Source organism: Microvirgula aerodenitrificans DSM 15089 (assembly GCF_000620105.1).
Lineage (GTDB): Bacteria > Pseudomonadota > Gammaproteobacteria > Burkholderiales > Aquaspirillaceae > Microvirgula > Microvirgula aerodenitrificans.
In genome coordinates this window covers 80,120-100,271 of sequence record NZ_JHVK01000013.1, presented here as the reverse complement: position 1 = coordinate 100,271, position 20,152 = coordinate 80,120, and the positions used below count along the sequence as shown (strand labels likewise).

The 20,152-nt window shown below is 66.1% G+C and carries 23 protein-coding genes and 1 tRNA gene; 14 read left to right on the top strand and 10 right to left on the bottom strand.

Annotated features, from left to right (window positions below):
- The first annotated feature begins 169 nt into the window (after positions 1–169).
- Positions 170–1,090: a branched-chain amino acid transaminase gene (locus tag Q352_RS0112195; protein WP_028499592.1), complete on the top strand. Its 921-nt coding sequence runs from the start codon at positions 170–172 to the stop codon at positions 1,088–1,090.
- 21 nt (positions 1,091–1,111) lie between these two features.
- Here the strand turns inward: Q352_RS0112195 and Q352_RS0112190 are convergent, their stop codons facing one another.
- On the bottom strand, positions 1,112–2,038 hold the full coding sequence (locus Q352_RS0112190; RefSeq protein WP_028499591.1) for a bestrophin family protein: 927 nt from the start codon (positions 2,036–2,038) through the stop codon (positions 1,112–1,114).
- 4 nt (positions 2,039–2,042) lie between these two features.
- Positions 2,043–4,055 (bottom strand): UvrD-helicase domain-containing protein, encoded by a 2,013-nt coding sequence (locus Q352_RS0112185; RefSeq protein WP_028499590.1) that lies wholly within the window; start codon positions 4,053–4,055, stop codon positions 2,043–2,045.
- Positions 4,056–4,212: 157 nt separating this feature from the next.
- Between Q352_RS0112185 and Q352_RS0112180 the strand changes: the two genes are divergently transcribed.
- A complete protein-coding gene (locus tag Q352_RS0112180) occupies positions 4,213–5,040 on the top strand; it encodes a symmetrical bis(5'-nucleosyl)-tetraphosphatase (RefSeq protein WP_028499589.1) in 828 nt (275 codons plus the stop codon).
- On the opposite strand, the gene Q352_RS0112175 is transcribed toward Q352_RS0112180, so the two are convergent.
- A complete protein-coding gene (locus Q352_RS0112175; protein WP_028499588.1) occupies positions 4,970–5,782 on the bottom strand; it encodes a lysophospholipid acyltransferase family protein in 813 nt (270 codons plus the stop codon). The two genes, Q352_RS0112180 and Q352_RS0112175, sit on opposite strands and share 71 nt — an antisense overlap.
- A 61-nt stretch (positions 5,783–5,843) precedes the next feature.
- Positions 5,844–6,659, bottom strand: a complete 816-nt coding sequence (gene mutM / locus Q352_RS0112170; protein ID WP_028499587.1) for a bifunctional DNA-formamidopyrimidine glycosylase/DNA-(apurinic or apyrimidinic site) lyase — start codon at positions 6,657–6,659, stop codon at positions 5,844–5,846.
- Positions 6,660–6,781: 122 nt separating this feature from the next.
- Between mutM and Q352_RS0112165 the strand changes: the two genes are divergently transcribed.
- From Q352_RS0112165 to pth, 7 genes are all read left to right on the top strand, one after another.
- Positions 6,782–8,533 (top strand): tetratricopeptide repeat protein, encoded by a 1,752-nt coding sequence (locus tag Q352_RS0112165; protein ID WP_028499586.1) that lies wholly within the window; start codon positions 6,782–6,784, stop codon positions 8,531–8,533.
- On the top strand, positions 8,530–9,078 hold the full coding sequence (locus Q352_RS0112160; protein WP_028499585.1) for an outer membrane lipoprotein LolB: 549 nt from the start codon (positions 8,530–8,532) through the stop codon (positions 9,076–9,078). Before Q352_RS0112165 ends, Q352_RS0112160 begins: the two co-directional genes overlap by 4 nt.
- Positions 9,079–9,116: 38 nt before the next feature.
- The gene (gene ispE / locus Q352_RS0112155) at positions 9,117–9,953 is read left to right on the top strand and encodes a 4-(cytidine 5'-diphospho)-2-C-methyl-D-erythritol kinase (protein ID WP_028499584.1); all 837 of its coding nucleotides are present in this window, start codon (positions 9,117–9,119) and stop codon (positions 9,951–9,953) included.
- Positions 9,954–9,962: 9 nt separating this feature from the next.
- Positions 9,963–10,037: transfer RNA gene (locus tag Q352_RS0112150), tRNA-Gln, on the top strand.
- Positions 10,038–10,130: 93 nt separating this feature from the next.
- The gene (locus Q352_RS0112145; RefSeq protein ID WP_036386155.1) at positions 10,131–11,084 is read left to right on the top strand and encodes a ribose-phosphate pyrophosphokinase; all 954 of its coding nucleotides are present in this window, start codon (positions 10,131–10,133) and stop codon (positions 11,082–11,084) included.
- Between the two features lie 69 nt (positions 11,085–11,153).
- Complete coding sequence (locus Q352_RS0112140; RefSeq protein WP_028499582.1) at positions 11,154–11,708, top strand: 50S ribosomal protein L25/general stress protein Ctc; 555 nt, start codon at positions 11,154–11,156, stop codon at positions 11,706–11,708.
- Positions 11,709–11,791: 83 nt separating this feature from the next.
- Positions 11,792–12,361, top strand: coding sequence for an aminoacyl-tRNA hydrolase (gene pth, locus Q352_RS0112135; protein WP_028499581.1), 570 nt, complete (start codon positions 11,792–11,794; stop codon positions 12,359–12,361).
- A 39-nt stretch (positions 12,362–12,400) separates the two neighbouring features.
- On the opposite strand, the gene Q352_RS0112130 is transcribed toward pth, so the two are convergent.
- Positions 12,401–13,162, bottom strand: coding sequence for a DUF2189 domain-containing protein (locus tag Q352_RS0112130; protein ID WP_028499580.1), 762 nt, complete (start codon positions 13,160–13,162; stop codon positions 12,401–12,403).
- 343 nt (positions 13,163–13,505) lie between these two features.
- Between Q352_RS0112130 and Q352_RS0112125 the strand changes: the two genes are divergently transcribed.
- From Q352_RS0112125 to Q352_RS0112110, 4 genes are all read left to right on the top strand, one after another.
- Complete coding sequence (locus Q352_RS0112125) at positions 13,506–13,847, top strand: FKBP-type peptidyl-prolyl cis-trans isomerase (protein WP_028499579.1); 342 nt, start codon at positions 13,506–13,508, stop codon at positions 13,845–13,847.
- 88 nt (positions 13,848–13,935) lie between these two features.
- Positions 13,936–14,841 carry a MerR family transcriptional regulator gene (locus Q352_RS0112120; RefSeq protein ID WP_028499578.1) on the top strand — a complete coding sequence of 302 codons (906 nt, stop codon included), beginning with the start codon at positions 13,936–13,938 and terminating at the stop codon, positions 14,839–14,841.
- A 99-nt stretch (positions 14,842–14,940) separates the two neighbouring features.
- Positions 14,941–15,258 carry a c-type cytochrome gene (locus tag Q352_RS0112115; RefSeq protein ID WP_028499577.1) on the top strand — a complete coding sequence of 106 codons (318 nt, stop codon included), beginning with the start codon at positions 14,941–14,943 and terminating at the stop codon, positions 15,256–15,258.
- On the top strand, positions 15,255–15,584 hold the full coding sequence (locus tag Q352_RS0112110; RefSeq protein WP_028499576.1) for a c-type cytochrome: 330 nt from the start codon (positions 15,255–15,257) through the stop codon (positions 15,582–15,584). The genes Q352_RS0112115 and Q352_RS0112110 overlap by 4 nt, the downstream gene beginning before the upstream one ends.
- 8 nt (positions 15,585–15,592) lie before the next feature.
- Here the strand turns inward: Q352_RS0112110 and Q352_RS20880 are convergent, their stop codons facing one another.
- From Q352_RS20880 to Q352_RS0112095, 3 genes are read right to left on the bottom strand one after another with little or no spacing between them, the layout of a single operon-like run.
- On the bottom strand, positions 15,593–16,156 hold the full coding sequence (locus tag Q352_RS20880) for a GNAT family N-acetyltransferase (RefSeq protein WP_036386150.1): 564 nt from the start codon (positions 16,154–16,156) through the stop codon (positions 15,593–15,595).
- A complete protein-coding gene (gene ubiA, locus Q352_RS0112100; protein ID WP_028499575.1) occupies positions 16,143–17,003 on the bottom strand; it encodes a 4-hydroxybenzoate octaprenyltransferase in 861 nt (286 codons plus the stop codon). Before ubiA ends, Q352_RS20880 begins: the two co-directional genes overlap by 14 nt.
- A complete protein-coding gene (locus tag Q352_RS0112095; protein WP_028499574.1) occupies positions 17,000–17,503 on the bottom strand; it encodes a chorismate--pyruvate lyase family protein in 504 nt (167 codons plus the stop codon). The genes ubiA and Q352_RS0112095 overlap by 4 nt, the downstream gene beginning before the upstream one ends.
- Positions 17,504–17,613: 110 nt before the next feature.
- Here Q352_RS0112095 and Q352_RS0112090 point away from each other — a divergent pair, with 110 nt between their 5' ends.
- Positions 17,614–18,075, top strand: coding sequence for a SixA phosphatase family protein (locus Q352_RS0112090; protein ID WP_234413023.1), 462 nt, complete (start codon positions 17,614–17,616; stop codon positions 18,073–18,075).
- On the opposite strand, the gene Q352_RS0112085 is transcribed toward Q352_RS0112090, so the two are convergent.
- On the bottom strand, positions 18,072–19,439 hold the full coding sequence (locus tag Q352_RS0112085; protein WP_051528909.1) for an ATP-binding protein: 1,368 nt from the start codon (positions 19,437–19,439) through the stop codon (positions 18,072–18,074). The two genes, Q352_RS0112090 and Q352_RS0112085, sit on opposite strands and share 4 nt — an antisense overlap.
- Positions 19,436–20,095, bottom strand: coding sequence for a response regulator (locus Q352_RS0112080; RefSeq protein WP_028499571.1), 660 nt, complete (start codon positions 20,093–20,095; stop codon positions 19,436–19,438). The genes Q352_RS0112085 and Q352_RS0112080 overlap by 4 nt, the downstream gene beginning before the upstream one ends.
- Between the last annotated feature and the right edge of the window lie 57 nt (positions 20,096–20,152).

The following is a 20,152-nucleotide window of genomic DNA, read 5'->3' as shown; positions in this document are numbered from 1 at the left end:
CATTTGTCCGCCTTCCCGATCCCCGCCAGTCTGTCCCTACCGACACGCGCCATGCGTTGTCCGTGATCTGCCGGCTCCACCCCTGCCGGCCAGCGGCGACGCGTGCCCCATCCCGATCCGGGGTGGCCAGTGGTTTTCCCTTTCCCCGGACATCGATGGAGTACGAAAAATGAGCATGGAACAACGCAACGGCTGGATCTGGATGGATGGCGAATGGCTGCCCTGGGGCGATGCCCGGGTGCACGTGATGACCCATACCCTGCATTATGGTTATGGCTGTTTTGAGGGCATCCGTGCCTATCCGACCGCCAGCGGTCCCGCCCTGTTTCGCCTGGACGACCATATCCGCCGGCTGCGCGACTCTGCCCGGCTGATGGCACTCGACCTCGACTGGTCGGCCGATGCGCTGGCCGACGCCTGCCGCGAGGCCGTGCGCCGCAACGGGCTGACATCGGCCTATCTGCGGCCGCTGCTGTTTCTCGGCGCGGAAAAGGCCGGGGTCGACCCGGCCGGCGCGTCCACCCACGGCATGATTGCCGCATGGGAATGGGGCGCGTATCTGGGGGACGGCGCGCTGGACAACGGTATCCGGGTCAAGACCTCGTCCTTCGTCCGCGCCTCGCCGAATGCGCAGCTGTTCCGGGTCAAGGCGGTGGCCGGCTACGCGAACTCCATTCTGGCCTGCCGCGAAGTGCGCCGGGACGGCTACGACGAGGCGCTGCTGCTGGATGGCGATGGCTACGTGGCCGAGGGCTCGGGAGAAAACGTGTTTATCGTCCGCGATGGTGAACTGATCGAACCGGACAGCGCCTGCGCGCTGGACGGCATCACCCGGCGCACGGTGATCGCGCTGGCGGCCGATATGGGGCTGACCACCAGCCGGCGGCGGCTGACGCGCGACGACCTGTACCTGGCGGACGAGATGTTCTTCACCGGCACGGCGGCCGAAGTGACGCCGGTGGTCGAACTCGACCGGCGGCAGATCGGCGACGGCCGGCCCGGGCCGGTAACCCGGGCACTGCAGGCGCGCTACTTCGCCTGCGTGCGCGGCGAGGACCGCAGCCACCCGGACTGGCTGCAGCCGGCCTGAGCGGCGGGCACGGGCCGCGCCTCAGTGCAGCACGAAGTGGCGCGGCTCGGGCTCCAGCGGCAGGGCGTCGCCATCGTCGAGCATTTCCCGCAGCGAGGTCTCGATGGTGTGGCAGATCGCACCGAGCGCCAGGTCGTTCGGCTGGACGCCGAACGGATCGGCGATTTCCTCGCCGATTTCGTCCAGACCGAAGAAGGTGTAGGCGATAAAGGTCGAGATCAGCGGCGTCAGCCAGCCGATGCTGCTGGACAGGGCCATCGGCAGCAGCAGGCAGTAGACCATTACCGTGCGGTTCAGCAGCACGTGATAGGTATACGGGATCGGCGTGCCGGCAATGCGTTCGCACGCGCCGACCACCTCCGACAGCGTGCACAGGCTGCGGTCCATCGACTGCAGTTGCAGGTCGCTGATCCAGCCGTGCCGGTGGGCCTGGCTGGCGGTTTCACCGAGCCACAGCAGCAGCATGGCCGGCTTGAAGCGTGCGCTGCCGATGCGCGCGGCCACCTCGGCCGGCAGCAGCCGGTCCAGGTCGGCCTGGGCGTCGTCGTTGCGCAACTGGTGGCGCAGCGAGTGGGCAAAGGCGATCTGGCCGTTGACCATGTGCCGGCGGCAGTCGGCATGCAGCGGCGACACCAGCGACAGCACCTGTCGCGTCAGCGACCGGGCATTGATCAGCAGGCTGCCCCAGTGCTGGCGCGCTTCCCAGAACCGGTTGTAGCTGACGCTGTTGCGGAAGCCGAGAAAGATTGCCAGCGCCAGCCCCATCAGCGTGAACGGCTGCAGGTTCAGCACTTCCCCGGGAAACAGGTGGGCCCACCACGGCGTGGCCAGCACGCAGAACACCGAAATGACAAACACGATGCCCAGCTGCGGCAGAATGCGGCGGAGAATCGAGCCGTGCCAGACGAACAGCAACTGCAGCGACGACTTGTGCGGACGGATGATCATGCCATTACTCCGCCGGTTTGCGCTTCGAGGCCAGCATCTCGCGCAGATTGGCCAGCCTGGCCTTGCCCTCGTCGCGGGTCACCTGCTGCGGCTGGCCGGGCTTGCCGAAGAAGCGGATATCGTCGCCGTTGATCTCGCCGATAAAGCGCGACGGTTCGCAGAACACCCATTCGCCGGCGCGCTTGCGCTTTACACAGTGGCTCAGGGTCAGCGTGCGCTGCGCGCGGGTAATGCCGACATACATCAATCTGCGTTCCTCTTCGACCATGCCGGTGTCGATCGATTCCTGATGCGGCAGGATGCCTTCCTCGCAGCCGATCAGGTATACATGCGGGTATTCCAGCCCCTTGGACGCGTGCAGCGTGGACAGCCGCACCGCATCCGGCGCCTCTTCGCCCTCGCGACCCTCGAGCAGCGTGATCAGGGCGATGGTCTGGGTCAGCTCGACCAGGTTCTTGCCATCGGCCTCGCCCTTGCGTTCCAGCCAGCCGCACAGCTCCTGCACGTTCTTCCACTTGCTTTCCGCCGGACGCGGCTCTTCGCTGTCATACAGCCACTGCTCGTAGCGGATGGCCGTCAGCAGTTCGCGGATCAGCGGACCGGCCGGTTCGCGCACGGCGCGGAACCCCATCCGTTCGATATAGTCGCAGAACTGCTGCAGCGGTTCGAGCTGCGCCGGCTGGATGCGGCCCTGCAGACCGTGCTCGCGTGCGGCGGTGAACAGCGAGACATGGCGCTCGCCGGCATAGGCGCCAAGCTTTTCCAGCGTGGTATTGCCGATGCCGCGCTTGGGGGTGGTCACGGCGCGGATAAAGGCCGGGTCGTCGTCCGGGTTGGCGATCAGGCGCAGATAGCCGAGCACGTCCTTGATTTCCGCCCGGTCGTAGAACGACTGGCCGCCGGAAATGGCATACGGAATCTTGTGTTCGCGGAATACCTGCTCGATCAGCCGCGCCTGGTGATTGCCGCGGTAGAGCACGGCATAGTCGCGGAAATCGGTCCGGTGTTCGAATTTGTGCGCCAGCAGCCGCTGGGCGACCATGTGCGCTTCGCCATCGTCGTCGCGGCACTGCACGGCCCGCAGCGGCTCGCCGAGCCCGAGTTCGCTCCACAACTGCTTCTCGAACAGCTTCGGATTGTTGGAAATCACGCTGTTGGCCGCGCGCAGGATGCGGGCGGTCGAACGGTAGTTCTGCTCCAGCTTGATCACGTGCAGGCGCGGATAGTCGCGCGGCAGTTGCGCCAGATTCTCGACATTGGCGCCGCGCCAGGCGTAGATCGACTGGTCGTCGTCGCCGACTGCCGTAAACATGCCGCGCACGCCGGCCAGCAGCTTGACCAGCAGGTACTGGCAGGTATTGGTGTCCTGGTATTCGTCGATCAGCAGATAGCGCAGCTTCGCCTGCCATTTTTCCAGCGCTTCGCGGTCGGTCTCGAACAGCCGCACCGGCAGTCGGATCAGGTCGTCGAAGTCCATTGCCTGGTAGGCGAGCAGCGTATCCTGATAGTTCAGATAGATGCGGGCGGCAATGCGCTCGAACTCGTTGCCGGCGCCGACCAGCGCGCTTTCCGGCGCCAGCAGGTCGTTCTTCCAGCGCGAGATCTGGCTCTGCACCCGGCGGATCTCGTCCTTGCTGGTGGTGGCGAGCAGATCGGAGATGATCTTTGCGGCATCGGCCGAATCGAGAATCGAAAACTGCGGCTTGTAGCCGACGCGCGGCGCTTCCTGGCGCAGAATTTGCAGGCCTAGCGAGTGGAAGGTGCTGACGGTCAGCCCGCGCGACGCGTCGGCCGGCAGCAGCTTGCCGACCCGCTCCAGCATCTCGCGCGCCGCCTTGTTGGTGAAGGTGATGGCGGCGATATTGCGCGCCGACATCCCGCCTTCGCGAACCAGATAGGCGATCTTCTGCGTGATGACCCGCGTCTTGCCGCTGCCCGCGCCGGCCAGCACCAGCAGGGGGCCGTCAAGGTAGCGGACCGCCGCGCGCTGCGGCGGATTCATATCGGCGATGGACATCGTGCGGGCCTGTGGCTTCCTGAGTTCGTCAACAAGGCGTCGTATTCTATCAGGTAAGATCGGCCTGACCCGCCAGGCAGACCACTGGTACGGGCCGGGCACGAAAGGCGCCAGCAGGACCGGCGCCGGCCTGATGATGCAAATATCTGGAGAAAACATGGCCACCTACGCGATCGGCGACATTCAGGGCTGCTTCCGTCAATTCGAACAACTGCTCCGCCTGATCGATTTCTCCCCGTCACGCGACCACCTGTGGCTGACCGGCGATCTGGTCAACCGCGGGCCGGATTCGCTCGGCATGCTGCGCTGGGCATTCAAGTACCAGGACAGCCTCAGCATGGTGCTCGGCAATCATGACCTGCACCTGCTGGCAGTGTCGGAAGGCTTTGGCCGGGTCAAGCCGGACGATACGCTGCTCGACATCCTGGATGCCGCCGACGGCAAGATTCTGCTCGACTGGCTGCGCATGCAGCCGCTGATGATCGCGGGCGAAGGCTATGCGATGGTCCACGCCGGGCTGCTGCCGTCATGGAGCATCCGCAAGGCCCTGCGTCTGGCTGAAGAAGTGGAAGCCGAACTGTCCGGGCCGAACTACCGGGCCTTTTTCAGCCGCATGTACGGCAACAAGCCGGTTCGCTGGAGCGACGACCTGAAAGGCATCGACCGGCTGCGGATGATCGTCAACGTGATGACGCGCATGCGGCTGATCACCCGCGACGGCGAACTGGATCTGGCCTTCAAGGGCGAACTGGCCGATGCACCGGCCAGCCTGATCGCCTGGTTCGATGCGCCGAACCCGCGCTGGAGCGATACGCCGCTGATCTTCGGCCACTGGTCGGCACTGGGACTGCGGCTGGACGACCGTGTGCTGGCCATCGATACCGGCTGCCTGTGGGGCGGCAGCCTGACGGCGGTCAGGCTGTCTGATCGGCAGGCGTTTCAGCTGCCATGTCCCACGTTTCGTCCTGTCCAGCAGGCAGCCTGAGCGCGCCGGCGATACGGGCGTAGGCGGTCAGCGCCAGCTGGTGGCGACTCTGGTTGACGGCATGGTACGGCGTGGGGAAGGTCAGTTCGACAATGGTCTGGCGTTCGCTGAGCAGCCGCCAGACCGAGCCGAGAAAGTGGATCTGGTCGATGTACGGCGCGGCCGTCGACAGCTCGCCACTGGCGTTCAGATAGCGGATGGCAACCGGTTGCACCACGCTGCCGGCGCGCAGCGCCGACTCGAACAGTGACGCCTTGAATGGCAGCAGCCGGGCACCGTCGGTGGTGGTGCCTTCGGGGAAGACCGCCATCGCGTCCCCGCTGAGCATGGCATTGGCCAGCATGTCGTTGACGCGCATCGCATCGCGCCGCGAACCACGTTCGATATACAGCGTGCCGGCACGGGTCACCAGCCAGCCGAGCACCGGCCAGCGGCGAATCTCGCTCTTGGCGACAAAGCGTGACATCGACACGCTGCACATGGCGAAGATGTCCAGCCACGACACGTGGTTGGCGACCAGCAGCGTATTGGCCGGAATCAGCTCCGGCTGGTTGCCGATGACGCGGATCTCGACACCGGTCAGCCGCAGCAGGCGCCGCGACCAGTCGCGGCCGGCGTGAGCGCGGCCGGCGCGATTCAGTTTGCCGTAGCGGAAGGAAACCAGGCCGAGGCCGGCCATCAGGTGGCCGAGCAGGCGGGCGACGCGCCACAGGCGGCCGGGCAGGGGAAGACGGTTGTTCATGACGCTGAAAATACCTGCAATTGGCTACGATCTCAAAAAACCCTGATGGACGCAAAGCGCATCAGCACTGGCAGTGCGGGCAGTAAAAGCTGGAGCGCTGGCCGATGCGCACGCTGGCGACCGGACCGCCGCAGACCGGGCATGGCCAGCCGTCTCGGCCGTAGACCGCATAGGTCTGCTGGAAGTAGCCGGGCTTGCCGATGGCGTCGGTAAAGTCGCGCAGCGTGCTGCCGCCGGCGGCAATGGCACGGGTCAGCACTTCACGCACTTCCGCGACCAGCCGCGCGCAGGCATCGGCATCCAGGCTGTTTGCGGCGCGGCGCGGATCGATGCGGGCGGCGAACAGCGCCTCGTTCGCATAGATATTGCCGACGCCGACCACTACATGGTTGTCCATCAGCACGGTCTTGATGGCTGCGCGCTTGCTGCGGGTGGCGGCATACAGCCGCGCGCCATCGAACTCCTCCGACAGCGGTTCCGGCCCCAGCCGCGCCAGCAGCGGGTGCAGTTCGGGCGGACCGATATGCCAGAGCACTGCGCCGAAGCGGCGCGGGTCGCGAAAACGCAGCGTGCTGGCGCCGAACACCAGATCCAGATGGTCATGTTTTTCCGGCGCCAGGCCGGTCTCGACCATGCGGATGCTGCCGGACATGCCGAGGTGCATGATCAGCCGGCATTCCTGGCCGAAGTCGATCAGCAGGTATTTGGCACGGCGCGACACGCTGCGTACCGTCAGGCCGGTCAGGTGGGCGGGCAGGGCAGGATCGATCGGCCAGCGCAGGCGCGGATCGCGAATAGTGACGTCGGTGACGGTCCGGCCGGTGATGTGCGGCGTCAGGCCGGCGCGCACGGTTTCGACTTCGGGGAGTTCGGGCATCGATTCAGGCGGCAGCAAAATACGATAACGCGCGATGATACGGTACGGAATGCTGCTGAGCGGCGTGTTATGCTGAAAAGTATCAACCTCTTTGTCCACTTCTCCTGCGGCAGAACGACTTCATGAACCTTCATCGCCCGGCACTCGGACTTTTGCTGACCCTGTTGCTCGCTGCCTGCGCGAGTACCGCCAAACCCGTTACCGGTTCGCCCGGCGGCTCCGAGGCCGACCTGCTGACCGCCCAGAACGAGGCCCGTGCCGAGGAAGAAGCGCGTCTGCCGAAGGTCGAGATGAACGAGGACCTGCTGTTCGGTCTGCTGGCCAGCGAGTACGCGGCGCAGAACGGCCAGACCGCCGCCGCGGCCAGTACCTATCTGGAACTGGCGCAGGAAGTCCGCGATCCGCGCCTGGCGCGGCGGGCGGCCGAACTGTCGCTGGTCGGTGGCAACCTGAACATGGCGCTGGCATCGCTGTCGCTGTGGAGCGCGCTGGACCCCGAGTCCGAGCAGGCGCGGCTGCAGCTGGCACTGGCGCTGGCCCGCACCGGCCGGCTGGCCGAGGCGCGGCCGCTGTTCGATTCGCTGCTGAGCGTGCCGTCGCGTGCGCCGGCGCTGTTCAGCCATATCGCGGTACTTGCCCCGCGTCAGGCGGACAAGCAGGGCAATTACGAAGTCGTGCAGGAACTGGCCCAGCGTTTCCCGACACTGCCGGAATCGCGCTTTGCGCTGTCGGCCTCGGCGACTGAAGTCGGTGCCGATGCGGTCGCCGATCAGGCGATCCACCAGCTGGCATCATCGCGGCCGGACTGGGTGATCCCGGTCATGTGGCGGGTCGAGCGGCTGCGTGCACTGCGTCCGGCCCTGGCCGCGCCGTTCCTGAAACAGGCGCTGGCCGACCGGCCGAAGTCGCCGCTGGAACTGCAGCTGTCCTACCCGCGGCTGCTGGTGGCTGACCGGCAATATGACCAGGCCCGGGCCGAATTCACCCGGCTGGACAAGCGCAACCCGAACAACCCCGACATCCTGTACGCGATCGGCATCCTCGACTACGAGCACAAGGACTATGACGATGCCGAGCGTCACCTGAAGGCGGCCAGTGCGGCCGGCTATCGTGACCCGGCCTTCATCCTGCTGACGCTGGGACAGATGGAGGACGAACAGAAACGCCCCGAGCAGGCCCGTGCCTATTACGAGCAGGTCGGTCAGGGTGCGTACTATCCGCAGGCACAGGCGCGCATCGCCAGCCTCGAAGCCCAGTCCGGCCAGCTGAACGCCGCACTGGCCCGTATCGAGAAGCTGGGGCCCGACCTGAAGGAACCGGCACGGCTGGAACTGTGGCGCGCCCAGCTGGCGCGTGACGCCGGCCAGCAGGACCGTGCCTACGCGATCCTGAGCACGGCGCTGCGCAAGTATCCGGCCGCGCTGGAGCTGTGGTACGAGCGCGGCATTCTCGCCGACCAGCTCGGTCGCCCGGGTCAGGCCGAAAGCGATCTGCGCCACGCGCTGAAGCTCGATCCGAACTCGATGCAGACCCGGAACGCACTCGGCTACACGCTGGCCAATCGCGGCATCAAGCTGGCCGAAGCCCGGCAACTGATCGAAAAGGCGCTGGCCGACAGCCCCGACAACGGGATGGTCATGGACAGCATGGGCTGGGTCCTGTTCAGGCAGGGCCGGCTGACCGAAGCCTACGACTGGCTGCAGCGTGCGTATGCGGCACTGCCGGATGGCGAGATCGCCGCCCACATGATCGAAGTGCTGGTCAAACAGGGCAAGGTCGCTGACGCGCGCGCGCTGGCCGCCAACATGCTGACCCTGCACCCGGACAGCGACGTGCTGGCCGAGACGGTCAAGCGGCTGAAGGTGCAGCCATGAGCCGCTGGCATCGGCTGCTGGCGCTGCTGCCGGTCGTGCTGATGGCCGCCTGTGCGCAGCTGCGGCCGATGGCGCCGGTCGATGCCGGTCATCAGGCCGAGGCCCCCGACTTCCGCATCGACGGCCGTCTGGCGGTCAAGGCGACCGGCAAGGGGCACTACGGCAATTTCGACTGGAAACGGGTCGCCGGCGTCGATGACGTCGCGGTCATGTCGCCGCTGGGCCAGATCGTCGCCACACTGAACCGCCAGCGTGATGCCGTATGCCTGGTGGCCCACCAGCGCGAACGCTGCGCGGCCGACACCGAGCAACTGACCGAGGCCGAACTGGGCTGGCCGCTGCCGCTCGACAACCTCGGCTGGTGGATCCTCGGCCGTCCGGCCCCCGGCGCCTGGCAGCAGGACGGGGCCGGCTTTGTCCAGGACGGCTGGCGCATCGTCGCCGAGAGTCCGGTCGACACCCCGGCCGGTCCGCGCCCGACCCGCGTCACGCTGACCCGCGGCAGCGACCTGGAAATCAGGTTCGCCATCAACGGCTGGCAATAAGCCGCGCCGTCCCTTCCTGTCTTTCCCGGTCCGATCGCATGACGTTTCACGCCTTTCCCGCTCCCGCCAAACTCAATCTGTCACTGCATGTCGTCGGCCGCCGCGCCGACGGCTATCACCTGCTGGAGACAGTGTTCCGCTTTATCGACCTGTGCGACACCATCGAACTGGCCGTGCGTGACGATGGCGCCATCGTGCTGGACACGCCGACGCCCGGCGTCGACCCGGCCCTGGACCTGACCGTGCGCGCCGCCCGGGCGCTGCAGGCGGCCAGCGGCACGCGACTGGGCGCCTCGATCCGGATCGACAAGCGCATCCCGATGGGCGGCGGTCTGGGCGGCGGCAGCTCGGATGCGGCTACGGTTTTGCTGGCATTGAATCGGCTGTGGGGCTGCGGGTTGTCCAGAACCGCGCTGCAAATGCTCGGTTTGACCCTTGGCGCCGATGTGCCGGTTTTCATTTATGGACGCCCGGCGTTCGCGAGCGGAATCGGTGAAGAATTAACGACTTGTGTCGTGCCGGACGCCTGGTATGTGGTGCTGCATCCGGACGCGCATGTGCCGACTGCGAAAATTTTCGCGTCGGAGCTGTTGACACGCAATTCGACCATCTCCATAATGCGAAGCCTCTCGGATGTGACGCGACGCAGGAACGACATGCAAAGCGTTGTTTTCCAAGAGTTTCCGCAGGTTGCAAAGTGCCATCAACGGCTGAGTGAATTTGGTCCGGCGTTGATGACGGGTTCCGGAAGTTGCGTTTTTCTGGAATGCGAAACGGAGCAGCAAGCAAATACAGTTTACCGATCCGTGTCGGACGAATATCGGGGATTCGTGGTCAAGGGACTGCAGGATCATCCGCTGTACGAGACGGATTGACGGTTATACTGGGGAGTCGCCAAGTGGTAAGGCATCGGATTTTGATTCCGACATTCGTAGGTTCGATCCCTACCTCCCCAGCCAATCCAATACGAAAAGTGCGAATAAAAGCATAACGCAAGCGTGTAAGTTAAATCGGACTTACACGCTTTTTGTTTGTCTTGAATCGGAATACACATGGCCGCTTACGACAGCTTGATGATCTTTACCGGGACCGCCAACCCAGAACTCGCACACAGTGTCGTCAAACACCTGGACATCACCCTCGGCCGCGCCGACGTGGGCCGCTTCAGCGATGGCGAAGTCGCCATCGAGCTGCTGGAAAATGTCCGTGGACGCGATGTGTTCGTGCTGCAGTCGACGTGTGCGCCGACCAATGACAACCTGATGGAAATCCTGACCACCGTCGATGCGCTGAAGCGCGCGTCGGCCGGCCGGATCACGGCAGCCATCCCGTACTTCGGCTACGCCCGCCAGGACCGCCGTCCGCGTTCGGCCCGCGTGCCGATCACCGCCAAGCTGGTGGCGAACATGCTGACGTCGGCCGGTATCGACCGCATCCTGACCGTCGACCTGCATGCCGACCAGATCCAGGGCTTCTTCGACATTCCGGTGGACAACATCTACGCCACGCCGGTGCTGCTGAAGGACATCCAGTCGCAGAGCATCGAGAACCTGACCGTGGTCAGCCCGGACATCGGCGGCGTGGTGCGAGCCCGTGCCATGGCCAAGGCGCTGCATGCCGACCTGGCGATCATCGACAAGCGTCGTCCGAAGGCCAACGTGGCCGAAGTGATGAACATCATCGGTGACATCCAGGGCCGGACCTGTCTGATCGTCGACGACATGATCGATACCGCCAACACCCTGTGCAAGGCGGCCGCCGCGCTGAAGGTCAAGGGTGCTGCCCGCGTGCTGGCCTATGCGACCCACCCGGTGTTCTCGGGTCAGGCGGTCGAGCGGATCAAGACTTCCGAGATCGACCAGGTGGTCGTGACCGATACCATCCCGCTGTCCGAAGAAGCGCTGGCCTGCTCGAACATCCGCGTGGTGTCCATCGCCGGTCTGCTTGGCGAGACGCTGCGCCGCATCAATAACGAAGAATCGGTGAGCTATCTGTTCATGGATTGATTTCCGGGCACGCAAGCGCCCGTCACAACGCCGGCTGGTCGCGGCCGGTGTCCCAACTGGAGTATCACAATGACTATCGAAGTTATCGCTCAAAAGCGTGACGATCAGGGGTCTGGTGCGAGCCGCCGCCTGCGTCGCGCTGGTCAGGTTCCGGGCGTGATCTATGGCAATGGCGAAGCCAAGGCCATCTCGCTCGACCACAACACCCTGTTCTACGCGCTGAAGGATGACGATTTCCACGGCTCGGTGCTGAACATGATCGTTGACGGCGCTGCCGAGCAGGTCATCCTGCGCGACGTGCAACAGCACGCGTACAAGCAACAAGTGCTGCACGCCGACTTCCAGCGCGTGGAAGCCAACGTGCCGCTGACCGCCAAGGTTCGCCTGTCCTTCATCAACGCCGACATCTCGCCGGCGGTGAAGCTGGGTGGCAAGCTGATCAGCCGCATCGTCAGCGAAGTGCAAGTCGTGGCCCTGCCGGCCAACCTGCCGTCGTCGCTGGTGGTGGACCTGAGCACGCTGCAAGCCGGCGAAGCCATCCACTTGTCGGACCTGAAGCTGCCGGAAGGTGCCGAACTGGCATCGCTGCGTCGCGGTCACGACCTGGCCGTGGCCCGCGCCTGAGTTTCTGCGCGTACACGACAAAACGGCTCGCTGCCTGCAGCGGGCCGTTTTTTCATTCACTCTCCCCAGAATCCCATTGAGCCATGAGTCAGATTCGCCTGATCGTCGGCCTCGGCAACCCCGGGCCGGACTACGCCGATACGCGCCATAACGCCGGTTTCTGGTTCCTGGACCAGATTGCACACCAGGAACGGGCCACGCCGCGCCTCGAAGCCAAGTTCTTCGGCCAGTATGCGCGTGCCGGCGAGCTGCATCTGCTGTGGCCGCAGACCTACATGAACGCCTCGGGGCGCGCGGTGGCTGCGGTCGCGAAATTCTTCAAGATCATGCCGGATGAAATCCTGGTCGTTCATGATGAACTCGACCTGCCGCCCGGTGCTGCCCGGTTCAAGCTCGGCGGTGGCCATGGCGGCCACAACGGGCTGAAGGACATCATCGCGGCACTCGGCGGTCCGGATTTCTGGCGGCTGCGACTCGGCATTGGTCATCCCGGCGATCGCAATGAAGTGGTCAACTTCGTACTGAAGCGCCCGCGCGCCGAAGAGCAGACCCTGATCGACATTGCCATGAACCATGCGCTGGACGTGCTGCCGCAGGTGCGCGACGGCGACTTCGCCTCGGCAATGAAAACCCTGCATACGGCGGCCAGGTAGGCAGGGGACGGGGGACGGGCAATCCGCCCCCCGCGGGCCTCACTCGACCAGAGCGCGGTACGCGTGCCAGCTGGCCAGCCCGATCAGCGGCATCAGGATCGCCAGCCCCACCGCAAAGGTGGCGAAGCCGATGACCGTCAGCAGCGCGATCAGCCCGGCCCAGACCAGCATGGCGGGGATGTTCTTCGCCGTGGCATGCAGGCTGGTCAGGATTGCGGTCACGGTGTCGACATTGCGATCCAGCATCATCGGGATGGCCACCACGCTGAAGCTGAAGGCCACGGCGGCGAAGATCAGCCCGAGTCCGAAATAGACCACCAGGAAACCGAGGTTTCCGGCCGTGAACGCATTGGCGACGATATCGGACAGCGCCGGGATGTCGCCGGTATAGAACAGCGCGAACATCAGCTGCGAAATCCGGAACCAGAAGAAAACCAGCATGGCCAGCATCACCGCGAACAGCGTGATGCCGGGCAGGTTCGCCCGCCAGGCGGTCAGCGTCGGCAGCAGGTGGACTTCACCGTGCTGTTCCAGCCGCTGCGCAATGTCGTACAGCCCGATCGACAGGAACGGGCCCAGCAGCAGGAAGGCGGTTGCGCAGGTGATCACGTATTCCGGCCGGTTGCCGAAATAGAAGAACATCAGATAGCCCATGACCACGAAGGCGGCGCCGTAGAACAGGCTGACGGCCGGTGCGCGGCGAAAGTCGAGCAGGGCATGCAGCAGCCACGACAGGGGGGCGGCGGCGTCGACATGACGCACGGCGGGCGGACGGGTAACGGGGGCGTGTGTGATGTCCATGGCGGCTTTCCTCGGCAGCGGTGAGCGGTTCGCCATCCCGGTCGGGCGGCGGAGTCAGGTGCGAAGGCTGACGCAGCGGGGCAGAACGTCCCCTCTCCCGGAAGGGCAAGCGCGCAGAGGGCGCTCACCCGTTTCCCCGGCAGCCGTGGGCTGCCGCTATGGTGTTGTCCTGTGGTTATAGACAGTGCGCGCCTGCTGGCAAGCCCCGGTGGTCGGGTCGTCCCGCCGGTCGGGCTTTGTCCTGCGCCGCTTCCTGCTTACAATCGGCATCCCCGGCGTCGGCTCTGGCTTCCTGCTGCCGCCCGCGCCGCCATCCGGATCTGACCCCCACGAGGAGACACACATGAGCACAACGACCACCGACAGCGGACTGGTGATTGAAGAACTGGAAGTCGGTACCGGCGACGAGGCCCGTGCCGGCCGCGAAGTCACCGTGCATTACACCGGCTGGCTGACCGATGGCACCAAGTTCGATTCGAGCGTGGACCGCGCCCAGCCGTTCAGCTTTCCGCTTGGCGCCGGCCATGTGATCAAGGGCTGGGACGAAGGCGTCAGCGGCATGAAGGTCGGCGGCAAGCGCAAGCTGACCATTCCGGCCTCGCTCGGCTATGGCGCCCGTGGCGCCGGCGGCGTGATTCCGCCGAATGCCACGCTGGTGTTCGAAGTCGAGCTGCTGCGCGTCTGAGTTCGCCATTGCGTGATCCGGCCGGTGCCGGCCGGATCACGCATGGCATAATCGGCGCACCCCCTACATTGCCTACGGCATGGACCCCATGAACCTGATACCGCACGGACTGCCCATCAGCGCCGTCGAGCGCGAGACCGGCATCGCCAAGGATCTGCTGCGCATGTGGGAACGGCGTTACGGCTTTCCCGAGCCGGCCCGTGACGACCAGGGTGACCGGCTGTATCCGCGCGAACAGATCGACAAGCTGCGGCTGGTACGCCGGCTGATGGACCTCGGCTTCCGGCCGGGCAAGGTCATGCACCTCGACAGCGACGCACTGGGGCGGATGATCGACGTGCACGAGCCGCGCCGCGAGGCCTCGCCGTCGACCCACGACATGGTCCGCCTGCTGCGCGGACGCGACCATTACGCCGTTCGCGACTATCTGCACATCCAGCTGGATACCCTCGGCACCCGCCCGTTCGTCTGCGACTTTCTCAGCGAGACCATCGAGCAGGTCGGCAGTGCCTGGATGCGCGGCGAGATCGAAGTCTACGAAGAACACCTGTATACCGAACAGATCAACCGCGTGCTGCGCGAGGCACTGGCGCGGCTGGCGATGCCGGCCGAGCGCCCGCGGGTGATCCTGACCACCTGTCCCGGCGAACAGCACGTGATCGGCGTGCTGATGGTCGAGGCGATGCTGCGGCTGGCCGGCTGCGAAACCCTGGCCTTCGGTCCGGAAATGCCGTTTACCGATACCGCGCACGCCACGGTCAAGCACGATGCCGACGTGGTCGCGCTGTCGTTCTCCGGCGCCTATGACGGCGACGTGCAGGATGCAACGGCATCGCTGCTGGAATTGCTGCCGCCGGACGTCGAGCTGTGGGTCGGCGGCGCCGGTTGCCGCGGGCTGCGCTCGCGGCCGCGCTGCGAGGTGATGACCGAGCTGTCCGGCATCGACGGCATCGTCGCCGCCTGGCGGGCACGTCAGGCGGCACGCCAGGAGTAAGTCCCCCGCTTCATTCCGCCATGGCAGCCGGCGGCGACAGCCGCTATAAACCGGTTGTCATCGCCTGTGCGATGGCTGTCAGGACAAAGGACCGTGCCCATGCTCCGACTGCCTTCATGGTGGCTGCTCGCCGCCGTCTGTACGCTGCCGGCGCTGGCTGCGCCCGGCAATCCGGCCGCAGGACGCGACAAGACCGCCATGTGCGCCGGCTGTCACGGCATTCCCGGCTACCGCACCGCCTATCCGGCGGTGTATTCGGTGCCGCTGATTGGCGGACAGAAAGCGCGTTACCTGGAAGCGGCGCTGCATGCATATCGTGCCGGCGAACGCAGCCACTCGGGCATGCAGGCGATTGCCCGCAGCCTGTCCGACCAGGATATCGCCGATCTGGCGGCTTTCTACGGGAGCGGAAAATGACCCGTTGCGGAGAAGGTGCAGCCCTGCTGCTGGCCATCGCCGTGCTGCTGGCGTCCGGTACGGCGCGGGCGGTCGGTGTGGAGGAGCGGGCGCGGACCCAGTGCGCGGCCTGTCATGGCGCCGACGGGCGGGGCGTGTCGGATGACTTTCCGGCGCTGGCCGGCCAGCATGCCGACTATCTGGCCCGGGCGCTGGCCGACTACCAGCACGGCGCCCGCCGCAACGCCATCATGCAGGCGCAGGTGACCGGGCTGACCGCTGACGAGATCACGGCGCTGGCCGAGCATTTCGCCCGCCTGCCGGGGCCGCTGCGGGTCCGGCGCTGAGCGGCCGGCTATTTGCCGCTGTCGCGCGCGCCGGTATCCGCCGCCAGCATGTCCAGGTTCGGCCAGTGATAGCACAGCGAGATGGTGGTGCCGCCATCCGGCGTGACGATGGTTTCCCGCGTGACCTCGCTGCCGCCATAGCGGCGGAAGAAGCCGCTGGCACTGCGATTGGCCGCGTAGACCCACAGGTGCATGCCGCCGGACTGGCCGTACGTGCGCAGTTCGCGGCAGGCCTCGGCCAGCAGCCGGCGGCCGATGCCGCGGCCACGGGCGGCCGGTGCGACGTGCAGATTGTCGAGCAGGGCGCCGAAACGGCTGTCGACATCGGGAAATACGCAGACAAAACCGAGCGCGACCCCATCGGCGCTTTCCGCCAGCAGCACCCGTGGCGGTGCATCGCCGCCCATCCGGCTCAACCACAGCGCCAGCCGTTCGGCCGGCGCCTCGTCATCCAGATACGCATGCTTGAGGATGTCGCGATAGTCCAGCTGCCAGCTCTCGGTATGGATGCGGGCAATGGCGGCGGCATCTGCGGCAACGGCCGCGCGCAGGTGCAGGTCAGCGCAGCGCATAGTCGATGACGATGCCGACGAAGATCGCCAGCCCGACCCGGTTGTTGTCGAGGAATACCTTGAAGCACACCGCGCGGTCGCGGCCACGGATCTGCCCCATCTGGATGCCGATCAGCACGGCGGCCACCACCAGCCCGGCCAGATACGGCCAGCCCATGCCCAGCTGCGGCCCCAGCAGTGCCATCAGCAGCAGGAAGGTCGCATGGCAGATGCCGACGGCGAGCACATCGTGCCGGCCGAAGGTAATGGCCGAGGTCTTGATGCCGATCTTCAGGTCGTCCGGGCGGTCGGTGATGGCATAGCAGGTGTCGTAGGCCACGGTCCAGAAGGCATTGGCGACGAACATCCACCAGGCCACCAGCGGAATGGTGTCCTGGATCGCGGCGAAGGCCATCGGGATGCCGAAGCCGAATGCCAGGCCGAGATAGGCTTGCGGCACGGCGAAGAAGCGCTTGGTGAACGGGTAGCTGACGGCAAGGAACAGCGCCGGCAGACTCATGGCCCAGGTCAGGTGGTTCAGCGGCAGGATCAGCAGCCCGGCCAGCAGTGCCAGACCGGCGGCCAGCAGCAGGGCTTCCTTCTTGCTGACCGCGCCACGCGGAAACGGGCGCTGGCGGGTCCGGTCGACGGCGCCGTCGAAATCGCGGTCGGCGTAGTCGTTGACCACGCAGCCGGCCGAGCGCATCAGGAAGGTGCCGAGGGTGAAGATCGCCAGCACCGGCAGCGGCGGCACGCCGCCGGAGGCGATCCACAATGCCCACCACGTCGGCCACAGCAGCAGGAAGGTGCCGATCGGCTTGTCGATCCGCATCAACTGGCTGTAAGTAATCAGGCGTTCGCGATTCATGGCAGGAACCCGGTCAGGGCGGGCAGGAAAACCTCCTGCACCAGCAGCCGCCCGCCGTGGCGGGCAAAGGTCGAACGACGTGCAAACAGTGACGGCCCATCGCCGGGGTGCAACGCCTGGCCGGCGGACAGGGTCGCGTATTCGAGCGGGCCGCGAAGAATGTCGTTGTCGTCGCCGAACAGCGAATAGCCGAGCGAGCGGCCGCCGCGGTCCAGCACGGCACGCCAGCCGTCATCCGCCGACAGGCTGCGGGCGGCAATCACCGCCACGCCATCCAGCGTCAGCCGGACCTGGCGCACCAGCACGACGCTGTCGCTGGCGATGCCCAGACAGGCCGCCTCGTCGGCGCGCGGAACGGTGGCCTCCAGCGCCTGCAGTTCGACAGCGAATGCATGGCCGGTGGCGAGCAGGCGGGCGGTCAGCGAGCCCTGCTCGCTGAGCCAGTCCGGATAGGCGCAGTCGGCCGGAACGGCGGACTGCCAGTCGGGAAGCGAAGTCATCCCTGCATTATGCCAAATACCTCGCCCCGGATCGGTATTGGCGGCGATTTTTTGCCTGCAGGCGACAGTCTGCGACAATGGGGGCCCGGATTTGCAACAAGGATACGACCATGATCGAACTGGTGCTGTGGCGACATGCCGAAGCCGAAGACGGCAGTCCGGACCTGAACCGGGCGCTGACGCGCCGCGGACAGGTGCAGGCAGCATCGATGGCGGAGTGGCTGCGGCCGCGCCTGCCGGACCGGGTGCGGATTTTTGTCAGCGAGGCGCGCCGCTCGCAGCAGACGGCCGCGCACCTGGGCAAGCATGCGCAAGTGCTGCCGGAACTGAATCCGGACCAGCCGTGGGAACGCGTGCTGTCGGCCATCGACTGGCCGGAATGCGGCGAGTCACTGGTGGTGGTCGGCCATCAGCCGTGGATCGGCCAGGTAGCCTCGCAGCTGCTGACCGGCACGCCGACCATGCTGACGATCAAGAAGGGCGCGGCATGGTGGTTCGCCCGCCGCCAGCGCCAGGGCGACGGGCAGATCCTGCTGCGGACGGTGATGATGCCGTCGCTGCTTGATGGCTAGCCGACCCGGCTCAGTCTGGCGATGAAGCCTCCGCCGGGGCGGTTGTCCAGCGTCAGCTTCAGCCCGTGCAGCTCGGCGATGCGCTCGGCGATCGACAGGCCGAGCCCGCTGCCGCTGGCCTGCTGGCCTTCCGGTCGCGAGAAGCGTTCCTTGACCCGTTCCAGCCATTCCGGCGCGACGCCGGGGCCGTTGTCGCAGACCGACAGCGCGGCCGCGTCGCACTCGACCCAGACCTCGCCGCCCGGCGGGGTGTAGCGGATGGCGTTGTCGATCAGGTTGCGCAGCAGGATTTCCAGCATGCCTTCGTCGCCGGCCAGTGGCCAGATCACGCCCTCGGCCGGTGCCGTCAGCGTGATGGCGCGGGTATCGGCGGCGTCGGCGCACAGCACGACCGCGCGTCGTGCGCACAGTGCCAGGTCGGCCGGACGTCGATCGGCCGCGGCCAGGTGATCGAGCCGGGCCAGTGTCAGCAGTTGCTCGATCAGCCGCGTGGCGCGATCGATGCCGCTCATGACCTTGGCCAGCGCGCGCCGGCGCGACGCGTCGTCACCGGCCATCATCGCCACTTCCAGCTGTACGCGCAGCGCGGCCAGCGGCGTGCGCAACTCGTGTGCGGCATCGGCGGTAAAGCGGCGCTCGTTGGCGAGCGTGGTTTCCAGTCGCGCGAACAGCCGGTTCAGTGCGACCACCAGCGGACCGACTTCGGCCGGCACCGGTGCGGCGATCGGCGCCAGATTGTCCGGGGCGCGCTCGCGCACGTCGCGCGCCAGCCGGTCGACCGGGCGCAGGCTGCGGCGCACCCCCCACCACATCAGCACCAGCAGCGCCGGCAATGCCATCAGCCACGGCATCATCTGGCCGAGCACCAGCCGGCTGACCAGCTTGTTGCGGGTTTTCATCCGCTGGCCGACCAGGGCGAACGCGTCGTTGTTCCGGTCGTGCAGGTAGAACAGCCGCCATTCGCGGTTGTCGATGCGGACGTTGTAAAAGCCCTTGTAGTCGCGGCTGAACGGCAGTTCGGTCTGGTTGATGTCGGCGATGATGATTTCGCCGGCGCCGTTGCGCAGCTGAAAGGCGATATCGGCGTCCATTTCCTCTTCGTCGCCGTCGTCGAACAGTTCGTGCAGCGTGCGCGGCAGCGTCGGGCGGATCTTGTAGCCCTGGGCGCGGGCCTCGAGATTGACCGAGGCCAGGATCTGGGCGAAGAACGCCTGCTCGGTATCGAACAGTTCGTTGACCGCCAGCGAGGCGGCACGGTAGTTGATGACGGCGCTGACCATCCATGCCGCAGGCAGCAGGATCAGGAATGCCGTCAGCAGCCGTCGCTTCAGCGACGGGACGCCGCGCAGCCTGCCGACCTTCATGCCTCGCCCAACTGGTAGCCGACCCCGCGCACGGTACGGATCAGCTGGCTGCCGAGTTTCTTGCGCAGGTGGTGGACGTGGACTTCCAGCGCATTGCTGTCCAGTTCCTGGGCCCAGCCGTACAGCTTCTCTTCGAGCAGCGCGCGCGGCAGTACGCGGTTCTTGTTTTCAAGGAACAGTTCCAGCAGCTGGAATTCCTTGGCGGTCAGCTCGACCGCCCGGCCGTCCTGGCTGACGGTGCGCGCATTCGGGTCGAGGATCAGCGTCCCGTGCTCGAACACCGGGTTGGCGCGGCCGTGCGAGCGGCGGATCAGTGCGCGCAGCCGGGCCACCAGCTCGCCGAGGGCAAACGGCTTGACCAGATAGTCGTCGGCGCCGGCGTCGAGGCCCTTGATGCGGTCCTCGACCGCATCGCGCGCGGTCAGGATCAGCACCGGCGTCATCACCTGCTGGCGGCGCCAGTCGGACAGCACGTCCAGCCCTGACACGCGCGGCAGGCCCAGATCCAGCACCACGGCATCATACGGCGCGGCGGCCATGGCGGCACGGGCGGCGGCACCGTCCTTCATCCAGTCGACATTGAAACCGGATTGGCGCAAACCGGCTTCCAGCCCGTCGCCGAGCAGGGGATCGTCTTCAACCAGCAGCACTCTCATGACCTTGACTCCGATAAGGGTTCCGGCGGAATGGTAACGCGGTCGCAGCCGGCAAAA

Coding starts and splice junctions, on each gene's coding strand:
- Q352_RS0112145 (WP_036386155.1), top strand. CDS start 10,131: ATGGCCGCTTACGACAGCTTGATGATCTTTACCGGGACCGCCAACCCA.
- pth (WP_028499581.1), top strand. CDS start 11,792: ATGAGTCAGATTCGCCTGATCGTCGGCCTCGGCAACCCCGGGCCGGAC.
- Q352_RS0112180 (WP_028499589.1), top strand. CDS start 4,213: ATGGCCACCTACGCGATCGGCGACATTCAGGGCTGCTTCCGTCAATTC.
- Q352_RS0112185 (WP_028499590.1), bottom strand. CDS start 4,055: ATGTCCATCGCCGATATGAATCCGCCGCAGCGCGCGGCGGTCCGCTAC.
- Q352_RS0112090 (WP_234413023.1), top strand. CDS start 17,614: ATGATCGAACTGGTGCTGTGGCGACATGCCGAAGCCGAAGACGGCAGT.
- mutM (WP_028499587.1), bottom strand. CDS start 6,659: ATGCCCGAACTCCCCGAAGTCGAAACCGTGCGCGCCGGCCTGACGCCG.
- Q352_RS0112095 (WP_028499574.1), bottom strand. CDS start 17,503: ATGACTTCGCTTCCCGACTGGCAGTCCGCCGTTCCGGCCGACTGCGCC.
- Q352_RS0112165 (WP_028499586.1), top strand. CDS start 6,782: ATGAACCTTCATCGCCCGGCACTCGGACTTTTGCTGACCCTGTTGCTC.
- Q352_RS0112160 (WP_028499585.1), top strand. CDS start 8,530: ATGAGCCGCTGGCATCGGCTGCTGGCGCTGCTGCCGGTCGTGCTGATG.
- Q352_RS0112085 (WP_051528909.1), bottom strand. CDS start 19,439: ATGAAGGTCGGCAGGCTGCGCGGCGTCCCGTCGCTGAAGCGACGGCTG.
- Q352_RS0112125 (WP_028499579.1), top strand. CDS start 13,506: ATGAGCACAACGACCACCGACAGCGGACTGGTGATTGAAGAACTGGAA.
- Q352_RS0112175 (WP_028499588.1), bottom strand. CDS start 5,782: ATGAACAACCGTCTTCCCCTGCCCGGCCGCCTGTGGCGCGTCGCCCGC.
- Q352_RS20880 (WP_036386150.1), bottom strand. CDS start 16,156: ATGCGCTGCGCTGACCTGCACCTGCGCGCGGCCGTTGCCGCAGATGCC.
- Q352_RS0112130 (WP_028499580.1), bottom strand. CDS start 13,162: ATGGACATCACACACGCCCCCGTTACCCGTCCGCCCGCCGTGCGTCAT.
- ispE (WP_028499584.1), top strand. CDS start 9,117: ATGACGTTTCACGCCTTTCCCGCTCCCGCCAAACTCAATCTGTCACTG.
- Q352_RS0112120 (WP_028499578.1), top strand. CDS start 13,936: ATGAACCTGATACCGCACGGACTGCCCATCAGCGCCGTCGAGCGCGAG.
- Q352_RS0112115 (WP_028499577.1), top strand. CDS start 14,941: ATGCTCCGACTGCCTTCATGGTGGCTGCTCGCCGCCGTCTGTACGCTG.
- Q352_RS0112110 (WP_028499576.1), top strand. CDS start 15,255: ATGACCCGTTGCGGAGAAGGTGCAGCCCTGCTGCTGGCCATCGCCGTG.
- ubiA (WP_028499575.1), bottom strand. CDS start 17,003: ATGAATCGCGAACGCCTGATTACTTACAGCCAGTTGATGCGGATCGAC.
- Q352_RS0112190 (WP_028499591.1), bottom strand. CDS start 2,038: ATGATCATCCGTCCGCACAAGTCGTCGCTGCAGTTGCTGTTCGTCTGG.
- Q352_RS0112140 (WP_028499582.1), top strand. CDS start 11,154: ATGACTATCGAAGTTATCGCTCAAAAGCGTGACGATCAGGGGTCTGGT.
- Q352_RS0112080 (WP_028499571.1), bottom strand. CDS start 20,095: ATGAGAGTGCTGCTGGTTGAAGACGATCCCCTGCTCGGCGACGGGCTG.
- Q352_RS0112195 (WP_028499592.1), top strand. CDS start 170: ATGAGCATGGAACAACGCAACGGCTGGATCTGGATGGATGGCGAATGG.